The sequence below is a fragment of the Streptomyces sp. NBC_00328 genome (assembly GCF_036139655.1).
In the GTDB taxonomy this organism is placed as follows: domain Bacteria; phylum Actinomycetota; class Actinomycetes; order Streptomycetales; family Streptomycetaceae; genus Streptomyces.
The window spans coordinates 3,303,251-3,319,973 of the sequence record NZ_CP108013.1; the positions used below are offsets into that span (position 1 = coordinate 3,303,251).

At 71.7% G+C, this 16,723-nt stretch carries 13 protein-coding genes; 5 read left to right on the plus strand and 8 right to left on the minus strand.

What is annotated here, in order from left to right; translation table 11 throughout:
- Window positions 1-154 precede the first annotated feature (154 nt).
- The gene (locus tag OG485_RS14455; RefSeq protein ID WP_328668726.1) at window positions 155-2,233 is read left to right on the plus strand and encodes an NAD(+) synthase; all 2,079 of its coding nucleotides are present in this window, start codon (window positions 155-157) and stop codon (window positions 2,231-2,233) included.
- 157 nt (window positions 2,234-2,390) lie between these two features.
- Here the strand turns inward: OG485_RS14455 and OG485_RS14460 are convergent, their stop codons facing one another.
- The 4 genes from OG485_RS14460 to OG485_RS14475 form a co-directional block, all read right to left on the minus strand.
- Complete coding sequence (locus OG485_RS14460; protein ID WP_328668727.1) at window positions 2,391-3,614, minus strand: MFS transporter; 1,224 nt, start codon at window positions 3,612-3,614, stop codon at window positions 2,391-2,393.
- A gap of 202 nt (window positions 3,615-3,816) precedes the next feature.
- Window positions 3,817-4,854 carry an endonuclease/exonuclease/phosphatase family protein gene (locus tag OG485_RS14465; protein ID WP_328668728.1) on the minus strand — a complete coding sequence of 346 codons (1,038 nt, stop codon included), beginning with the start codon at window positions 4,852-4,854 and terminating at the stop codon, window positions 3,817-3,819.
- A gap of 200 nt (window positions 4,855-5,054) precedes the next feature.
- On the minus strand, window positions 5,055-5,675 hold the full coding sequence (locus OG485_RS14470) for a TetR/AcrR family transcriptional regulator (RefSeq protein ID WP_443048693.1): 621 nt from the start codon (window positions 5,673-5,675) through the stop codon (window positions 5,055-5,057).
- A 127-nt stretch (window positions 5,676-5,802) separates the two neighbouring features.
- A complete protein-coding gene (locus tag OG485_RS14475; protein ID WP_328668729.1) occupies window positions 5,803-7,407 on the minus strand; it encodes an MFS transporter in 1,605 nt (534 codons plus the stop codon).
- 260 nt (window positions 7,408-7,667) lie between these two features.
- Between OG485_RS14475 and panB the strand changes: the two genes are divergently transcribed.
- The 3 genes from panB (at window position 7,668) to OG485_RS14490 (ending at window position 10,705) form a co-directional block, all read left to right on the plus strand.
- On the plus strand, window positions 7,668-8,555 hold the full coding sequence (gene panB, locus OG485_RS14480) for a 3-methyl-2-oxobutanoate hydroxymethyltransferase (RefSeq protein WP_328668730.1): 888 nt from the start codon (window positions 7,668-7,670) through the stop codon (window positions 8,553-8,555).
- A 294-nt stretch (window positions 8,556-8,849) separates the two neighbouring features.
- Complete coding sequence (locus OG485_RS14485; RefSeq protein ID WP_328668731.1) at window positions 8,850-9,884, plus strand: ATP-binding cassette domain-containing protein; 1,035 nt, start codon at window positions 8,850-8,852, stop codon at window positions 9,882-9,884.
- Window positions 9,881-10,705, plus strand: a complete 825-nt coding sequence (locus OG485_RS14490; RefSeq protein ID WP_328668732.1) for an ABC transporter permease — start codon at window positions 9,881-9,883, stop codon at window positions 10,703-10,705. The genes OG485_RS14485 and OG485_RS14490 overlap by 4 nt, the downstream gene beginning before the upstream one ends.
- A 62-nt stretch (window positions 10,706-10,767) precedes the next feature.
- Here OG485_RS14490 and OG485_RS14495 read toward each other — a convergent pair whose 3' ends face one another.
- Together OG485_RS14495 and OG485_RS14500 are read right to left on the minus strand one after the other, a co-directional pair.
- On the minus strand, window positions 10,768-14,112 hold the full coding sequence (locus OG485_RS14495) for an AfsR/SARP family transcriptional regulator (RefSeq protein WP_328668733.1): 3,345 nt from the start codon (window positions 14,110-14,112) through the stop codon (window positions 10,768-10,770).
- Between the two features lie 14 nt (window positions 14,113-14,126).
- Window positions 14,127-14,735: a DUF6578 domain-containing protein gene (locus OG485_RS14500; RefSeq protein WP_328668734.1), complete on the minus strand. Its 609-nt coding sequence runs from the start codon at window positions 14,733-14,735 to the stop codon at window positions 14,127-14,129.
- Window positions 14,736-14,849: 114 nt separating this feature from the next.
- Between OG485_RS14500 and OG485_RS14505 the strand changes: the two genes are divergently transcribed.
- A complete protein-coding gene (locus OG485_RS14505) occupies window positions 14,850-15,650 on the plus strand; it encodes a site-2 protease family protein (RefSeq protein ID WP_328668735.1) in 801 nt (266 codons plus the stop codon).
- A gap of 70 nt (window positions 15,651-15,720) precedes the next feature.
- Here the strand turns inward: OG485_RS14505 and OG485_RS14510 are convergent, their stop codons facing one another.
- Window positions 15,721-15,882 (minus strand): hypothetical protein, encoded by a 162-nt coding sequence (locus OG485_RS14510; protein WP_328668736.1) that lies wholly within the window; start codon window positions 15,880-15,882, stop codon window positions 15,721-15,723.
- A gap of 105 nt (window positions 15,883-15,987) precedes the next feature.
- On the minus strand, window positions 15,988-16,692 hold the full coding sequence (npdG, locus tag OG485_RS14515; RefSeq protein WP_328668737.1) for an NADPH-dependent F420 reductase: 705 nt from the start codon (window positions 16,690-16,692) through the stop codon (window positions 15,988-15,990).
- Window positions 16,693-16,723 lie beyond the last annotated feature (31 nt).

The window sequence follows — 16,723 nt, forward strand, 5'->3', positions numbered from 1 at the left end:
CGTCGGCCGGGCGCGCCCGCCTCCTCCGGGAGCGGGCGCGCTCGTGCGTGCGGGAGGGGTACGGAGGCCGGGACGCGTGTCGGACGTACGGCGGCCGGGGTGTCCGGCAGGGTCCGGGACCCCATCGCGTCGGTCTGACGATTACACTGGGCGGGTGCCTCGACTTCACCCTTCTCCCCAGCAGCCGCCGGAGTTCCGGTCCCTCTACCAGCACGGCTTCGCACGCGTCGCCGCCTGCACGGGCCACACCGTCATCGCGGACCCGCACGCCAACGCCGAGGCCGTGCTGCGGCAGGCGCGCAGGTGCGACGGGGAGGGCGTCGCCGTCGCCGTCTTCCCGGAGATGGGGCTGTGCGGCTACTCGATCGAGGACCTGCTGCTCCAGGACGCGCTGCTCGACCAGGTGGAGACGGCGCTCCAGGAGGTGGTGACCGGGTCGGCGCAGCTCCTGCCGGTCCTGGTCGTCGGCGCTCCGCTGCGGCACCGCAACCGGGTCTACAACTGCGCGGTGGTGGTGCACCGCGGCCGGGTGCTCGGGGTCGTGCCCAAGTCGTACCCGCCGAACTACCGGGAGTTCTACGAGCGTCGGCAGATCGCCTCCGGCGACGACGAGCGCGGTGGCGTGATCCGGGTCGGCGGGGAGCCGGTGCCGTTCGGCGTGGACCTGCTGTTCGCCGCCGAGGACGTACCGGGCCTGGTGCTGCACGCGGAGATCTGCGAGGACATGTGGGTGCCGGTGCCGCCGAGCGCCGAGGCGGCCCTGGCGGGCGCCACCGTCCTCGCCAACCTCTCCGGCAGCCCGATCACCGTGGGCCGGGCCGAGGACCGCAAGCTGATGTGCCGCTCGGCATCCTCACGCTGCATCGCCGCGTACGTCTACGCGGCGGCCGGACTGGGCGAGTCGACCACCGACCTGTCCTGGGACGGCCAGACCATGATCTACGAGAACGGGGCGCTGCTGGCCGAGTCCGACCGCTTCCCGCTCGACGACCAGTCCGCCGTGGCGGACGTCGACCTCGACCTGCTGCGGCAGGAGCGGAGCCGGACGGGCAGCTTCGACGACAACCGGCGTACCCACACCACCCGCACCGCCGATTTCCGGACCCTGTCGTTCCGGCTGAACCCCCCGGCCGGCGACCTGGGACTGCGGCGCCGTATCGAGCGCTTCCCGTTCGTGCCCGCGGACCCCGACCGGCTCGCCCAGGACTGCTACGAGGCGTACAACATCCAGGTCGCGGGGCTCCAGCAGCGGCTCGCGGCGATCGGTGGCCCGAAGGTGGTCATCGGCGTGTCCGGCGGCCTCGACTCCACGCACGCGCTGATCGTCGCCGCCCGCGCGATGGACCGGGCCGGCCGCCCGCGCAGCGACATCCTCGCCTTCACCCTGCCGGGCTTCGCCACCAGCGACCACACCAAGGGCAACGCGCACGAGCTGATGCGCTCCCTCGGTGTCACCGCGGCCGAGCTGGACATCACGCCGACCGCCCGGCTGATGCTGAAGGAGATGGACCACCCCTTCGCCTCCGACGAGCCGGTGTACGACGTCACCTTCGAGAACGTGCAGGCAGGTCTGCGCACCGACTACCTCTTCCGGCTCGCCAACCAGCGCGGCGGCATCGTGCTCGGCACCGGTGACCTGTCGGAGCTGGCGCTCGGCTGGTCCACGTACGGCGTGGGCGACCAGATGAGCCACTACAACGTCAACTCGGGTGTGCCGAAGACGCTGATCCAGCATCTGATCCGCTGGGTCATCGGCAGCCACCAGTTCGGCGAGGACACCGACCGGACGCTCGCCGCGATCCTCGACACGGAGATCAGCCCGGAGCTGGTGCCGGGCGAGGAGATGCAGTCCACCGAGTCGAAGATCGGCCCGTACGCGCTGCACGACTTCACCCTCTTCCACGTACTGCGCTACGGCTTCCGGCCGTCGAAGATCGCCTTCCTGGCCTGGCACGCGTGGCACGACCCGGACGGCGGTGCCTGGCCGCCCGGCTTCCCCGAGGCCGAGCGGGTCGCGTACGACCTGCCGGAGATCCGGCGCTGGCTCGAGGTGTTCTGCCGCCGCTTCTTCGGGTTCGCGCAGTTCAAGCGCTCGGCCATGCCCAACGGGCCGAAGGTCTCGGCCGGCGGTTCGCTCTCGCCGCGCGGCGACTGGCGGGCGCCGTCCGACAGTTCGGCCCGCACCTGGCTGCGCGACCTGGCCCGCTTCGACCTCCCGGGGTCGGAGGGCTGACTTCCCCGGGGACGGCTGACTCCCCGGGGGCGCCCCGGCCGGTGCTACCGGCCGCGCGGGGCGAGCCGGTGCGGCAGCCCGGCGGGGTGCCGCACCCCCGGGAGGGCGACGGCGCGCCGCCCGGGGCACCGCCGTCGGGCGACGCCGTCAGGCGTCCTCACCGGTGCGCGTGTTCCGCGGGCGCGGGCAGGTGGGTGGCGACGAGTCGGCCGGGTGTCCCCGCGACCGCCGCCGCGCGGCGGCGGTCCACCGCGAGGCCCGCGGCGGCCACCGCGAGGCCGAGCACCGCGAGTCCCGCTCCGGCGAGGGCCGGAGAGGTCGCGCCGAAGCCCGCCGCCAGGGCGAGCCCGCCGATCCAGGCGCCGCCCGCGTTGGCCAGGTTGAACGCGGCCTGGTTGGCGGAGGACGCGAGGGACGGCGCGGCGGCGGCCTTCTCCATGACCATCAGCTGGAGGGGCGAGCCGGTGACGAAGGCGGCCGTACCGAGCAGCACCACCGCCACCGCCGCGCTCCACTCGGTACGCATCAGCACCGGGAAGGCGGCCAGCACGGCCACCAGCGAGGCCAGGCCGCCGAACAGGGTGCGGCGCATCGCGTGGTCCGCGAGCCGCCCGCCGAGCAGGTTGCCGGCCGTGGCACCGACCCCGAACAGCGCCAGCAGCAGCGTGACACTGCCGTGGGCGTATCCGGCGGCGTCGGTGAGCATGGGCGTGATGTAGCTGTACGCGGAGAACAGGGCCGCGAAGCCGGTGACCGTCGTGCCGAGGGCGAGCCATACGGGCAGCGGGCGCAGGGCGGCGAGTTCGCCGCGCAGGCCGCCGCCCGGGGTGTGGCCGGGAGTCCGCGGGATCAGCAGGTACAGCGAGGCGATGGCGGCCACGCCGATCGCGCTCACCCCGAGGAAGGTGGCCCGCCAGCCCAGGTGCTGCCCCACGAGAGTGGCGGCCGGAACGCCGGCGATGTTCGCGACGGTCAGGCCGAGGAACATCAGCGACACGGAGCGGGCCTTGCGCTCGGGCGCGACCAGGCCGGTGGCCACGACGGCGCCGACGCCGAAGAACGCGCCGTGCGGCAGGCCGCTGAGGAAGCGGGCGGCGAGCAGCCAGTTCTCGCCGGGGGCGAGGGCGGAGAGCGCGTTGCCCACGACGAAGAGGCCCATCAGGGCGATGAGGACCGTGCGGCGGGACATCCGGGAGGTGGCCGCGGCGAGCAGCGGGGCGCCGATGACGACGCCGAGCGCGTAGGCGGAGACCAGGTGCCCGGCGTCCGGGATGGATATGCCCAGGTCGCCCGCCACGTCGGGCAGCAGGCCCATCATGGCGAACTCGGTGGTGCCGATGCCGAAGGCGCCCACGGCGAGGGCGAGCAGGGCCAGAGGCATGAGATGCCTTTCGAGGGAGCTGGGGCGAGCGGGACTCCGTACGGGCGCGGCGGTCTGCGGGAAGTCGCGCTGGTACGGGCGCGTCCGCGCACGGCGATGTGCGCGGGACACGGTCGGTGGAACACCGGCTATTAAGTTTAGCCGGTGAACAAAGTCTGCCGAGCCCAGTATTCCAGGAGGTTGAAAGGCGATTCCGGGCGGGTTAAGAGGCCGTGGCGTCCATCTTCACGCGGGCCGCGATCGGGAGGTGGTCGCTGCCGGTCGACGGCAGGGTCCAGGAGGTCACCGGCTCGATGCCCTTGACCATGATCTGGTCGATCCGGGCCATCGGGAACGAGGCCGGCCAGCTGAACCCGAAGCCGCTGCCCGCCGCCCCCTGCGTGGAACGCATCTGAGCGGTGACCGCGTTCAACGCCCGGTCGTTCATCGTGCCGTTGAGGTCGCCGAGCAGGACGACCTGCTTCAGGGGATCGTCGCCGATGGCCTCGCCCAGCGCGTTCGCGCTCTTGTCGCGCTGGTGGGCGGTGAACCCGGCCTTCATCTTCACCCGCACCGAGGGCAGATGGGCCACGTACACCGCGACCCGGCCGGCCGGCGCCGTCACGGTCGCCCGCATGGCGCGCGTCCAGCCCAGCTTGATGTCCACCGGCCGGACGTCACCGAGCGGGTACTTGCTCCACAGCCCGACGGTGCCCTGCACCGAGTGGTACTTGTACGTCGACGCGAGCGCCTTCTCGTACACCGGCACCGCCGAGGCCGTCAGCTCCTCCAGGGCGAGCACGTCGGCGCCGGAGGCGGCCACGTCCTGGGCCGTGCCGGACGGGTCCGGGTTGTCGGCGTTGACGTTGTGGGTGGCGACGGTCAGATCGCCGCCCGCGCCGGTCTTGTCGGTGAGCAGTCCGCCGAAGAGGTTCAGCCAGACCGCGCCGGTCGCCAGAACGGCGATCAGGGCACTGGCGGACCTGCGGACGAAGGCGAGGACCAGCAGCACCGGGATGAACACCCCGAGCCACGGCAGGAACGTCTCGGTGAGACTGCCGAGGTTGCCGATCCGGTTCGGGATCCGCGCGTGCGTCAGCATCACCAGGGCGAGCAGCAGCGCGAGGGCGGCGAGGACCAGTCCGCGCCGCCAGATGCCGCGGTCGCCGCGCCAGCCGTCGAGCAGGCGCCGGAGCCGGGAATCTCTGCGCTCCGGCCCCCGGCCGTCGCTGCCCGTCTCCGTCATATACGCCTGCGCCATACCGTCGCCTCACAAAATGCCGTGCGCACCGTCTGCCCCTCGACTACGACCCTAGGGGATGTCCGGTGTGGTTCTCGCCGTCCAGGACGGCCGTACAGGCAAGGGGACGTACAACTTCGCGCTCGGAGTTCCGCATCCTGGCACAAGGTGCGGCCTCTGTGACGAAACGCGCACATTCACCCCGTCAGAAACGGCTCGTGTCACGGCCGGGCGGGGCGCAGGCCCTCCAGCAGCGTGTCGACGATCTGTTCGGCGAGGCCCTCCGGGAGTTCGGTGTCCGGGCGCATGACGGAGCGGACGAGCATGGGGCCGACGAACATGTCGTTGAGCAGCTCGACGTCGACGTCGTCGCGGAGTTCGCCGTTCTCCTGTCCGCGGCGCAGCACCTCATTGCCCAGCTGGCGTCGCGGCGCTATGACCGTGGCGTCGTACGCGGCCCACAGTTTGGGGCTGCTCTTCATCTGCGCGTAGACGTTGTGCAGGATGGCCGAGGAGCGGCTGACGAGACCGCGGCGGCGCAGCGACTCCAGCAGGACGACGAGGTCGTCGCGCATGGAGACGCCGGGGAGTTCGGGGTCGGCGGGCTCGGCGCCGCGCAGGACGTCGACGAAGAGTTCTTCCTTGCCGCTCCAGCGGCGGTAGATCGTCGCCTTGCCGACGCCGGCGGTGCGTGCCAGCCGCTCGATGGAGATGTCGGCGAGCGGAACCCCGTCCTCCAGGAGCTTCATCACGCCCTCGACGATGGCTCGTTCCACCGCCTCGCTGCGGGGACGTCCCCGGCTGGGGCACACCTGCATGTCTCGGCTGTCCGCGAGGCTCACGTCGAACTCCGTTCCCATCGGCGACCAGGTGTCATTCTCCCCCGTTCACAGCGGTGGCGGCACACCGCGCGACGCGCCCCGCCGTGGGCACCCCGGTCGAGGGTGCCCACGGTCGCGTACGCGCGTGTCAGTCCTGTCCGAGGTCGGCCGTCACCAGCTCGGCCTCCTCCTTCTTGCCCTCCTGCCCGTCCGCCGGACGGCCGGGCAGGAACAGCGCGACGACCACCGCGCCGATGACCGCGACACCCGCGCCGCACAGGGCGGTGACGTGCATCGCGTGCAGGAAGGCGTCGTTCGCCGGGGTGACGAGGGCCTTGCCCTGCGGGCCGAGCTTGGCGGCGACACCGAGGGTGGCCTCGATGGACTCGCCCGCGGTGTGCCGCAGCGGGGCCGGGACGAGGCTGAGCTTGTCCTCGATGCCGTTGCGATAGGCCGTGGAGAGCACGGAACCGAGGACGGCGATACCGAGAGCGCCGCCGACCTGGCGGAAGGTGTTGCTCAGCGCGGACGCGGAGCCGGCCTTCTCGCGCGGCAGCGCCTGCATGATGACGACGCTGGTCGGGGTCATGATGTGCGCCATGCCGGTGCCCATCAGGAAGAAGATGACTTCGAGGAGCCAGATCGGGGTGTCCGCCTCCAGGGTGGCGAACGCGGCCAGCGTCGCGGCGATCAGCACCAGGCCCGCCGTGCAGGTGGCGCGGTTGCCGAAACGGTCGACGACCAGCCGGGCGCGCGGCGCGAAGATGAGCTGGGCCACGGCCAGCGGCAGCATCAGCAGGCCGGTCTGCAGCGGCGAGTAGCCCCGCACGCTCTGGGTGTAGAAGACCGAGAAGAAGGTCACGCCCATCAGCGCGAAGAAGACCAGCGCGATGGCCGACATCGCCGCCGAGAAGACCTTGTTCTTGAAGTACGTGACGTCGATGGACGGGTGGTCGCTGCGCTTCTCGAACAGCACGAAGCCGATGAGGACGGCGAGTCCGGCGCCGATCGTCGCGAGGACCTGCGGGTCGGTGAAGTCGGCGAGCTGGCCGCCCTTGATGATGCCGTAGACGAGCAGGACGAGGCCGATGATCGAGAGGACCACGCCGACCGGGTCCAGGCGGCCCGGGTTCGGGTCGCGGGAGTCGGGGACCAGCCAGATCATCAGGCCGATCGCGAGCACCACGATGGGCACGTTGATCAGGAAGACCGAGCCCCACCAGAAGTGGTCGAGGAGCACGCCGCCGGTGATCGGGCCGATCGCGATGGCGAGGCCGACGCCGCCGGCCCAGATGCCGATGGCCTTGGGCTGCTCGTCGCGCTCGAAGACGTTCATGAGGATGGCGAGGGTCGCGGGCATCACGAAGGCGGCGCCGAGACCCATGAGCGCACGGAACGCGATGAGCTGGACGGGCGAGCCGGACTCGGCGGCCAGCGCGGAACCGATGCCGAAGACGGCGAGACCGGCGAGCAGCACCTTCTTGCGGCCGAGCCGGTCACCGAGGAGGCCCGCGGTGAACAGGAGACCGGCGAAGACGAGCGTGTAGGCGTTGATGGCCCACTCCAGCTCGCCCTGGGTGGCTCCGAGCCCGGTGGGCGCGGGGGTCGAGATCGTCTTGATCGCGACGTTCAGGATGGAGTTGTCGAGCACCACGATCAGCAGGCTCAGCATGAGCGCGCCGAGGATCGCCCAGCGGCGCCTGTGCACCGCCTCGGGAACTCGTCGTTCGAGCGGAGGAGCGGAAGTTGTCATGACGACCACCCTAGAGGAATTTCGATACGGCACCGTCTCGTATCGGAAATGCTTTACGCAGAACTTACGAAGAGACCTAGGACTCCGGACGGAGGCGGAGGGGAGGACGAGGGGAAGGCGGGGCGGGCGGGGTGAGCGTGGCGTGAACGACATCGGGCCGGGCGGGCCCGGTCTAGCCTCGCGTAGCACGAAGTGCCACCATGGGGGGTGATCCGGGGACGCCGTCAGGGTGCCTCGAGATGACATAAGGAGCCGTTGCGATGACGCAGGTTTCGGCTGCCCAGAAGCAGCCTGCGGAGGGTGTCCTCAAGGCCGCCGGCAGCAGCAAGGCGCTGTACGGGGGCAAGAGCACCCGCCGTATCACGGTGCGCGACATCACCGCCGCCAAGGAGCGCGGCGAGAAGTGGCCCATGCTCACCGCCTACGACGCGATGACCGCGTCCGTCTTCGACGAGGCCGGCATCCCGGTCATGCTCGTCGGCGACTCGGCCGGCAACTGCCACCTGGGGTACGAGACGACCGTCCCCGTCACCATGGACGAGATGACCATGCTGTCCGCCGCGGTCGTCCGGGGCACCAGCCGCGCTCTGATCGTGGGCGACCTGCCCTTCGGGTCCTACCAGGAGGGTCCGGTGCAGGCGCTGCGCTCGGCGACCCGCCTGGTCAAGGAGGCCGGGGTGGGCGCGGTGAAGCTGGAGGGCGGCGAGCGCTCGCACCGCCAGATCGAGCTGCTGGTGGAGTCCGGCATCCCGGTGATGGCGCACATCGGCCTGACCCCGCAGTCCGTGAACTCCATGGGATACCGCGTCCAGGGCCGGGGCGAGGAGGCCGCGCAGCAGCTGCTGCGGGACGCCAAGGCGGTCCAGGACGCGGGCGCCTTCGCCGTCGTCCTCGAACTGGTCCCGGCGGAGCTCGCCGCCGAGGTCACGCGCATCCTGCACATCCCGACCGTCGGCATCGGCGCCGGCGCCGAGACCGACGCGCAGGTCCTGGTGTGGACCGACATGCTCGGCCTGACCGGCGGCAAGATGCCGAAGTTCGTCAAGCAGTACGCCGACCTGCGCGGCATCATGGGCGACGCGGCGAAGGCGTTCGCCGAGGACGTCGTCGGCGGGACGTTCCCGCTGGAGGAGCACTCCGTCCACTGAGACACCCCGACAGCCGGGACCCCGGCCCTCGCGGCCGATGGGACGCCGGGTCCCTTGAACCTCTCGGAACCCCCAGGACACGGGGGGTCCCGAGGCACCGAGCCACTGCGGCACCAGAGACAACCCGCCGATCTTCCCCCGTCGGCGGGTTGTCGCCGTTCTCGCGTCCTGTCGGCGGGTTGTCGCCGCATATCCGCGTCCCGCCGGACGACTGTCGGCGACCTATCGGTAACGGTCGGGTTCTGTAGGCGGCCTGTCGGTCGTTTGTCGGTGGCGCCTGGCACCTTGATGGACATGACGCGAATCGACAACACGCCCCGGCAAGCTGCGACCGGCCGCAGCGCCGTCACCGTACGGGGGCTGGTCAAGCACTACGGCGAGACCAAGGCGCTGGACGGGATCGACCTGGATGTGCGCGAGGGCACCGTCCTCGGCGTACTGGGCCCCAACGGCGCCGGCAAGACCACCCTCGTCCGCTGCCTGTCCACCCTCATCACCCCCGACGCCGGCACGGCCACGGTCGCCGGCTTCGACGTGCTGAAGCAGCCCCGGCAGCTTCGCCGGGTGATAGGCCTCACCGGCCAGTACGCCTCGGTCGACGAGAAGCTCCCCGGCTGGGAGAACCTCTACATGATCGGGCGGCTGCTCGACCTGCCCCGCAAGGAGGCCCGCCGCCGCGCCGACGAGCTCCTGGAGCGCTTCTCCCTCACCGAGGCCGCCAAGCGCCCGGCGTCGACGTACTCCGGCGGTATGCGCCGCCGGCTCGACCTCGCCGCCTCGATGATCGGCAGCCCGGCCGTGCTGTACCTGGACGAGCCGACGACCGGCCTCGACCCGCGCACCCGCAACGAGGTGTGGCAGGAGGTCAAGCGCATGGTCGCCGACGGCGTCACCGTGCTGCTCACCACCCAGTACATGGAGGAGGCCGAGCAGCTCGCCTCCGAGCTGACGGTCATCGACCGCGGCAAGGTCATCGCCAGCGGCCGGATCGACGAGCTGAAGGCCCGCGTCGGCGGCCGGACGCTGCGCATCCGCCCGGTGGACCCGCTGCAACTGCGCCCGCTGGCCTCCATGTTCGACGAGATGGGGCTCACCGGCCTCGCCACGACGATCGTGGACAGCGAGACCGGCAGCGTGCTGGTCCCGATCCTCAGCGACGAGCAGCTCACCGCCGTCGTCGGCGCGGTCACCGCCCGCGGCATCACCATCGCCTCCATCTCCACCGAACTGCCCAGTCTGGACGAGGTGTTCCTCTCCCTCACCGGCCACAAGGCCAGTGCCCCGCAGGACGAGAACCCCGCCCGCGCCTACGAGGAGGTCTCCGTATGAGTACCGCCGTTGTCGAAGCCCCCCTCACGGTCGAGGCCGACCCCCGCATCTCGCCCCGCGCGCACGCCCGCCACACCGGCGCGCTGATCCGCCGCAACCTGCTGTGGATCCGCCAGGACCCGGAGTCGATGTTCGACGCGATCCTGTTCCCGGTCATCTTCACGCTGCTGTTCGTCTACGTCTTCGGCGGTTCGATCGGGCAGTCGCTCGGCGGCGGGCAGGAGGCGTACGTCCAGTACGTCGTGCCCGGCCTGATGGCCATGATGGGCATGAACATGGCCCAGGGGGTGGGCACCGGCTTCAACACCGACTTCAACTCCGGTGTCATGGACCGGTTCCGGTCCCTGCCGATCGGGCGCGGCTCGGTGCTCTTCGCCAAGATCGCGGTCGAGGTGATGCGGATGCTGATCGCGACCGCGGTCCTCATGATCGTCGGCGTCCTGGTCGGCTTCCACATCACCAACTGGCCCGGTCTGTTCGCCTCCGTGGGCCTGTCGGCGGTCTTCGGCTCAGCTCTGATGTGGGTGTTCCTCACCCTCGGCGTGATCATGAAGAGCGCGCAGTCCGTGCAGGCGATGGGCTTCCTGGTGCTGATGCCGCTCCAGTTCGGCTCGTCGATCTTCGCTCCGACCAAGTCGATGCCGGGCTGGCTGCAGAACTTCACCGAGTACAACCCGCTGTCCTCCCTCGCGGACGCGGCACGCGGGCTGATGGTGGGCGGTCCGGTCGCGCACGGCCTGTGGGTGACGCTCGCCTGGTCGGCGGCCCTCACGCTGGTGATGGCGCCCATCGCCATCCACAAGTTCCGCACCAAGAGCTGACGTCCGACGCACGGACCCGGCTCCGTCACCGGGGCCGGGGCGCGCCGGTTCGCGTCCGCGCCTCAGATGAGGGCGGTGGCCTCCTCCAGGGAGAGGCCACCGCCTTCCGCGTATGCCGCCTCGTACGCCACGTCGCCGAGCACGGCCCGCGCGCCCGCCTCGGCCCGCTCGCGCACCTCGACCTCCATGGGACCGGCGAAGTGGCCCGGCGGCAGCAGGGCGTCCGCGGCGCCCAGCAGCCGGGCCGCGTCCGGGGCGCGACGGCCGCCGTCCAGTTCGCCGAGGGCGATGGCGGCCGTCGTCAGATGGGCGGAGGGCATGTGCGGCGCGATCATCCGCGACAGCCGGTCGGCGGACCGTTCCAGAGCCACGCGCACCTTGTCCAGGGCGCTCTCGCTCTGCCCCTCGATCGCGTCCAGCCAGGCTTCGATGCCGAGCATGAACCCGTCGAACAGGACGAAGGAGCCGGCCCCGAAGTCCTGTCGGAGCAGCCGTATCTGCTCACGCGCCTCATCGATCCGGCCACTGCGGCCGAGCCAGGTCGCGAGGAGGAGGTGGGCCGCCGGCATGGCCTCGTTGTGGGCGCCGTGTCCGTTCGCGAGGACGTCGCGGATCATCCGCTCGCCGCGCTCGGCCTCCCCCAGCTCCATGTACATGCAGCCGAGCCGGACGTCGAGCACGGCCGTCTGGGCGCGCGCGCCCAGACGCTCGGCGTACTTCCCCGCCTCCGCGTAGTCCGCGGCGGCGGCCCGGAAGTCGCCCTTGCGTTCATGGGCCTCCCCGCGCGCGGAGAGGGATTCGGCGGCGCCCCAGGCGTCACCGATGCGCCTGAAGAGCTCCAGCGCCTCGTCGGCGTCCACGGTGGCGTCGCCCGCCATGTCGGTGCGGTTGGCGAGGATGTTGGCGCGCATCTGGAGGGCGGTGGCCAGTTCCCAGTCGTAGCCGAGTTCGCGGCAGGTGTCGACCGTCTTGTTGATCACCTCGGTGAACCGCTCCATCGTGCCGGTGAGCAGCACGGCGTAGAACCAGAGGTAGCCGGGGGTGCGGCAGGTCTGCGGCATCCCGGGCTCGTAGGTCACGCTGATGGTACGGAGCTTCTCCTGGGCCTCCGGGGTCTGCCAGGCCCCCATGTCCATGTCCATATAGGCGAGATGGACGAGGTGGACGCCGCGCCGGGCCTCTTCGAGGACCTCCTCGCGCATCGGCGGCGGCGCGTCCGTGCAGCGCTCGTACAGCGGGACGGCCGGGCGCGCGGGCGGTGCGAAGGGGTCGGGGCCGAGGCCCATCACCTCCATGGACCAGGCACGGGCGTCGACGCGCTGGTCGCGGATCTGCCAGTACCAGGCCAGCGAGAGGACCATGCACAGCGCCTCCTGCTCGTCGCGTTCGGCGACGGCGTGCCGCAGGGCGGTGCGCAGGTTCTCGTACTCGCGCTCGATGACGTCGATCGCGGCACGCTGTCCGGGGCCGCGCAGCAACGGGTCGGTGGTGCGGGCGAGTTCGCGGTAGTACGTGAGATGGGCGCGCTCGGTGGCCTCGCGGGCCCCTGACTCGTCGAGGCGTTCGCGCGCGTACTCGGCGACGGTCTCCAGCAGCCGGTAGCGCATCTCCAGGTCCGCTTCGCCCGAAGGGGCGGCGACGACAAGGGACTTGTCGACGAGCGAGCCGAGGACGTCAAGCGCGGCGGGACCGCAGACGGCCTCGGCGGCGGCGAGGTCGCAGCCGCCCGCGAACACCGACAGCCTCCCGAGGGTGTCCCGTTCGGTCTCGTCGAGCAGGTCCCAGGACCAGTCGACGACGGCGCGCAGGGTCTGCTGCCGGGGCAGCACGGTACGGCTGCCCGAGGTCAGCAGCCGGAACCGGTCGTCGAGCCGGTCGGCGATCTGGCGCGGGGTGAGCATCCGCAGCCGGGCGGCGGCGAGTTCGATGGCGAGCGGGAGGCCGTCGAGGCGCCGGCAGATCTCGGCGGCCGCCCCGGGGTCGTCCTCGACACGGAAGCCGGGCCGGGCCGCGGCACCCCGGTCGGCGAGCAGCCGCAGTGCGACGGGCTCCGGCAGCGGGTCCACCGGGCGCAGCAACTCCCCCGGTACACCGAGGGGTTCACGGCTGGTGGCGAGCACGGTCACACCGGGACAGCGTTCCAGCAGGGCCTCGGCGAGGTGCGCGGCGGCGTCGACGACATGTTCGCAGTTGTCGAGGACGATCAGCATCCGGCGCTTGGCGCAGTGTTCGGTGAGCCGGGTGAGCGGGTCGTCGTGCCGGTCGGCCACGACACGCATCTCCTCGGCACCGGCTCCGCGCAGGACGGTCTCGCGGGCGCCGACGGCGGTCAGTACGGCCTCGGGCACGGCCTTCGGGTCGTCCACCGGGGCCAGTTCGGCCAGCCACACCCCGTCCCGCAGGGTGGGGGCCAGGGCCTCGGCCGTCTCCTGCGACAGCCGTGTCTTGCCCGCGCCGCCGGGCCCGAGCAGGGTCACGAGCCGGGCGGTCGCGAGATCGCCCTGGATGGCATCGATGTCTTTCTCACGTCCCACGAAGGAGGTGAGCCGGGCACGGAGGTTGCCGGGGGGCGGTGACACGGGGCGGGCACGCCGCTCGACGAGGTCGTGATCAACCCCATGATCAACCCCCGTGGAGCGAGCCTCCGCGCCTTGCGTGTGCGCCCCGCCGCCGGCCCCGGCAGGGCGGAGCAGCTCCCCGTACAGGGACTGCAGCTCCGAGCCGGGGTCGGATCCCAGGCGATCGGCCAGCGCTTGTCGTACGTCCTCGTACGCGGCCAGGGCCTCTGCCGTGCGGCCCGCTTCGCGCAGAGCGCGGAGACGCAGGACCTGGAGGGGCTCGTCCAGGGGGTGGGCGTCGCACAGGGCGGTCAGTTCGGGAAGGGCGGATTCGGCGTGTCCAAGGGCCAGCGCCGCGGTGAGGCGGGCGTGCCGGGCGTGCAGGCGACGGGTTTCCCAGTGGGCTGCCTCAGCGGTGCGGTCGGGCAGGTCCGCGAGGGCGGGGCCGCGCCACAGAGCCAGGGCGTCGTCGAGGATGACGGCGGCCTTGGCCGGGTCCCCGTCGGCGGCGGCCCGGCTGCCTTCACCGGCGAGTCGCTCGAAGCGGTGCAGGTCGACGTCGTCGGGCGCGGCTTCGAGCCGGTAACCGCCGTCGGCCGAGGCGACGGAGTCCGCGCCGATGGCCCGACGCAACCGCCCGACCAATGCCTGCAGCGCTCCTGTCGCGTCGGTGGGCGGGTCGCCGTCCCACACCTCGTCGACCAGGACGGCTGCGGAAACCGTCCGTCCGGGCCGCAGCGCGAGAACGGTCAGCAGGGCACGCAGCCGCGCCCCGCCGACCGGGACGGGCGTGCCGTCGGGGCGGAGTGCCTGGGTGGTGCCGAGAATGCGGTAGCGCACGGGGTCCATTGTCTCCGGTGGCGTCAGGTGCGGGAGCCGGGTACGTACAGTTCGGCCAGGACTCCGGCCCGGCCCTCGCCGAACCACCTGGGGCTGCGGTCCACGGCCTCCAACGAGCGCGACGCGGGCACCGGCTCCAAGGTGCGCGAGCCGGGCGCGGTCTCCGCGAAGTCCTGGTGCACCAGGTGGATCGTACGGACCGTGCCGGTCGTCTCGGGCCACCGGGCACCGTGCCGCTCGACGGTGAGCAGACCGCTCCTCGCGACCCGTCGGCCGGGACCCGGCCCCGATCCGTCGCGGTCCGTACCGGTACCGGTAAGGGTGCCGGTGCCCCTGCTCCTGCCCCTGCCACTGCCCCTGCCCGTGCCCATGTCTGCGGCCTCATCGTCGGGATCGCTGCGCAGGGCGACGACCAGGCCGTCGTCCGCGCGCAGCACCCGGATCTCGGCTCCGTCGTCGCGCACGTACTCCGGCGTCGCCGTGATCGCGCTGAGCGCCCCGGACCAGCCGCCGCCGAGCGTCTCGCCCCCTTCGTCCAGCAGGAGAGGCCAGGTCACCTCGTCCCCGACCGAGAAGGGGGTGCCGCAGCACTCCATCTGCCAGTCCGCGTAGAACACCCGCCACAGCCCCATTCCCCCAGCCTCCCCGGAACCGATGCCCCATGGCGAGACGTTTTCCGCATGAGCCCGGTACGGTCGGGCAGTCTCCAGCACACGATCGTCGGCCGAGCCAGTCCAGGGAGCCCCATGACCACCGTCGCGACCCGCCGCAGTGACCGGAGGATCAGCCCCGTCTTCGTCGGCATCGTGGCCGTCATGGGGGTGACCGGCTGGGCGGCGTGGACGGGCTTCGCCGAGCAGCCCGGCGTGGCCGTGTTCCTCTTCGTGACGGCGGCCTGGGTCGTCTCCCTCTGCCTGCACGAGTACGCGCACGCCCGCACCGCGCTGCACAGCGGCGACATCTCGATCGGCGCCAAGGGCTATCTGACCCTGAACCCTCTGAAGTACACGCACGCGCTGCTGAGCATCGTGCTGCCGCTGCTCTTCGTGATCATGGGCGGCATCGGTCTGCCGGGCGGCGCGGTCTTCATCGAGCGGGGCCGTATCCAGGGCCGCTGGAAGCACAGCCTGATCTCGGCGGCGGGCCCGCTGACGAACGTGCTGTTCGCCGTCGTGTGCACGGCCCCGTTCTGGCTGCACGCCCTGGACGGCGTCCCCCCGGCCTTCCGCTACGCGCTGGCGTTCCTCGCGCTGCTCCAGGTCACGGCCGCGATCCTGAACTCCCTGCCGGTCCCGGGCCTGGACGGCTACGGCGTGATCGAGCCCTGGCTGTCGTACGGAGTCCGCCGTCAGGTCGAGCCCTTCGCGCCGTTCGGGCTGATCGCGGTGTTCGGGCTGCTGTGGATCCCGTCGGTGAACCGGGAGTTCTTCCACCTGATCGACGCCGTCCTGGGCGGCCTGGGCATCGACGGCCGGGACACCGACTGCGGACAGTGGCTCTACCGCTTCTGGGAGTCGAACAGCGATATCTGCCTGCGGTCCTCCTGACAGGGCGGGGGGCGGGAACCCGCGTCCCCGGCCGCCGGGCCCTGCCCGGCGGCCACGCCCTGCCCAGAAGCTACGCCCTGCCCCGCCGTGCGTAGTACCAGGTCATGTTCGACGACAGGCCCGCCAGCAGCACCCACACGATGCCCAGCCAGCTGCCCTGGACGAACGAGACGACGGCCGCGGCCACGGACAGCAGACAGACGGCGAGGGCGTAGAGAGCGAGGCGGGGCATGGGGTCGGCTCCTGTCGGGGGGACACTGCTTCGGCACCAGTGTCCCCCACGGGAGCCGGAGGGTGGCGCACCCCCGGGCACCGCCGTCGGCCGGGACGACAGACCCTAGACGTCCGTCACCCGCAGGCCCGCGTGTGCCTTGTAGCGCCGGTTCACCGAGATCAGGTTGGCGACCAGGGCCTCGACCTGATGGGCGTTGCGCAGCCGGCCGGAGAAGACACCCCGCATACCGGGGATGCGGCCGGCGAGGGCCTGGACGATCTCGACATCGGCGCGCACCTCGCCGAGGACCATCACATCGGTGTCGATCTCCTCGATCTCCGGGTCCGCGAGCAGCACGGCGGAGAGGTGGTGGAAGGCCGCGGTGACCCGGGAGCCGGGCAGCAGGGCGGCGGCCTGTTCGGCGGCGCTGCCCTCCTCCGGCTTCAGCGCGTACGCGCCCTGCTTGTCGAAGCCGAGCGGGTTGACGCAGTCGACGACGAGCTTTCCGGCCAGTTCCTCGCGCAGCGATTCGAGGGTCTTGCCGTGGCCCTCCCACGGCACGGCGACGATCACGATGTCGCTGCGCCGCGCGGTCTCCGCGTTGTCGGCTCCCTCCACACCGTTGCCGAGCTCCTCGGCCGCGGCCCGTGCGCGGTCGGCGGCGCGCGAGCCGATGATCACCTTCTGTCCCGCCTTGGCGAGACGGTAGGCGAGGCCCTTGCCCTGCGGACCGGTGCCGCCGAGCACGCCGACAACGAGCCCGGACACGTCGGGCAGGTCCCAGGGGTCCTTGGCGGGGGCCTTCTGTGCACTGTCAGTAGAGGTCATGGGCCGACTTTACGTGCGCGGGCCGCGCCAG

What these genes read in the sequence shown, in the direction of transcription:
- OG485_RS14460 (WP_328668727.1), bottom strand. Translation starts at nt 3,614, where the DNA reads ATGCCTCTGGCCCTGCTCGCCCTCGCCGTGGGCGCCTTCGGCATCGGC.
- OG485_RS14465 (WP_328668728.1), bottom strand. Translation starts at nt 4,854, where the DNA reads ATGGCGCAGGCGTATATGACGGAGACGGGCAGCGACGGCCGGGGGCCG.
- OG485_RS14475 (WP_328668729.1), bottom strand. Translation starts at nt 7,407, where the DNA reads ATGACAACTTCCGCTCCTCCGCTCGAACGACGAGTTCCCGAGGCGGTG.
- panB (WP_328668730.1), top strand. Translation starts at nt 7,668, where the DNA reads ATGACGCAGGTTTCGGCTGCCCAGAAGCAGCCTGCGGAGGGTGTCCTC.
- OG485_RS14485 (WP_328668731.1), top strand. Translation starts at nt 8,850, where the DNA reads ATGACGCGAATCGACAACACGCCCCGGCAAGCTGCGACCGGCCGCAGC.
- OG485_RS14490 (WP_328668732.1), top strand. Translation starts at nt 9,881, where the DNA reads ATGAGTACCGCCGTTGTCGAAGCCCCCCTCACGGTCGAGGCCGACCCC.
- OG485_RS14495 (WP_328668733.1), bottom strand. Translation starts at nt 14,112, where the DNA reads ATGGACCCCGTGCGCTACCGCATTCTCGGCACCACCCAGGCACTCCGC.
- OG485_RS14500 (WP_328668734.1), bottom strand. Translation starts at nt 14,735, where the DNA reads ATGGGGCTGTGGCGGGTGTTCTACGCGGACTGGCAGATGGAGTGCTGC.
- OG485_RS14505 (WP_328668735.1), top strand. Translation starts at nt 14,850, where the DNA reads ATGACCACCGTCGCGACCCGCCGCAGTGACCGGAGGATCAGCCCCGTC.
- OG485_RS14510 (WP_328668736.1), bottom strand. Translation starts at nt 15,882, where the DNA reads ATGCCCCGCCTCGCTCTCTACGCCCTCGCCGTCTGTCTGCTGTCCGTG.
- npdG (WP_328668737.1), bottom strand. Translation starts at nt 16,692, where the DNA reads ATGACCTCTACTGACAGTGCACAGAAGGCCCCCGCCAAGGACCCCTGG.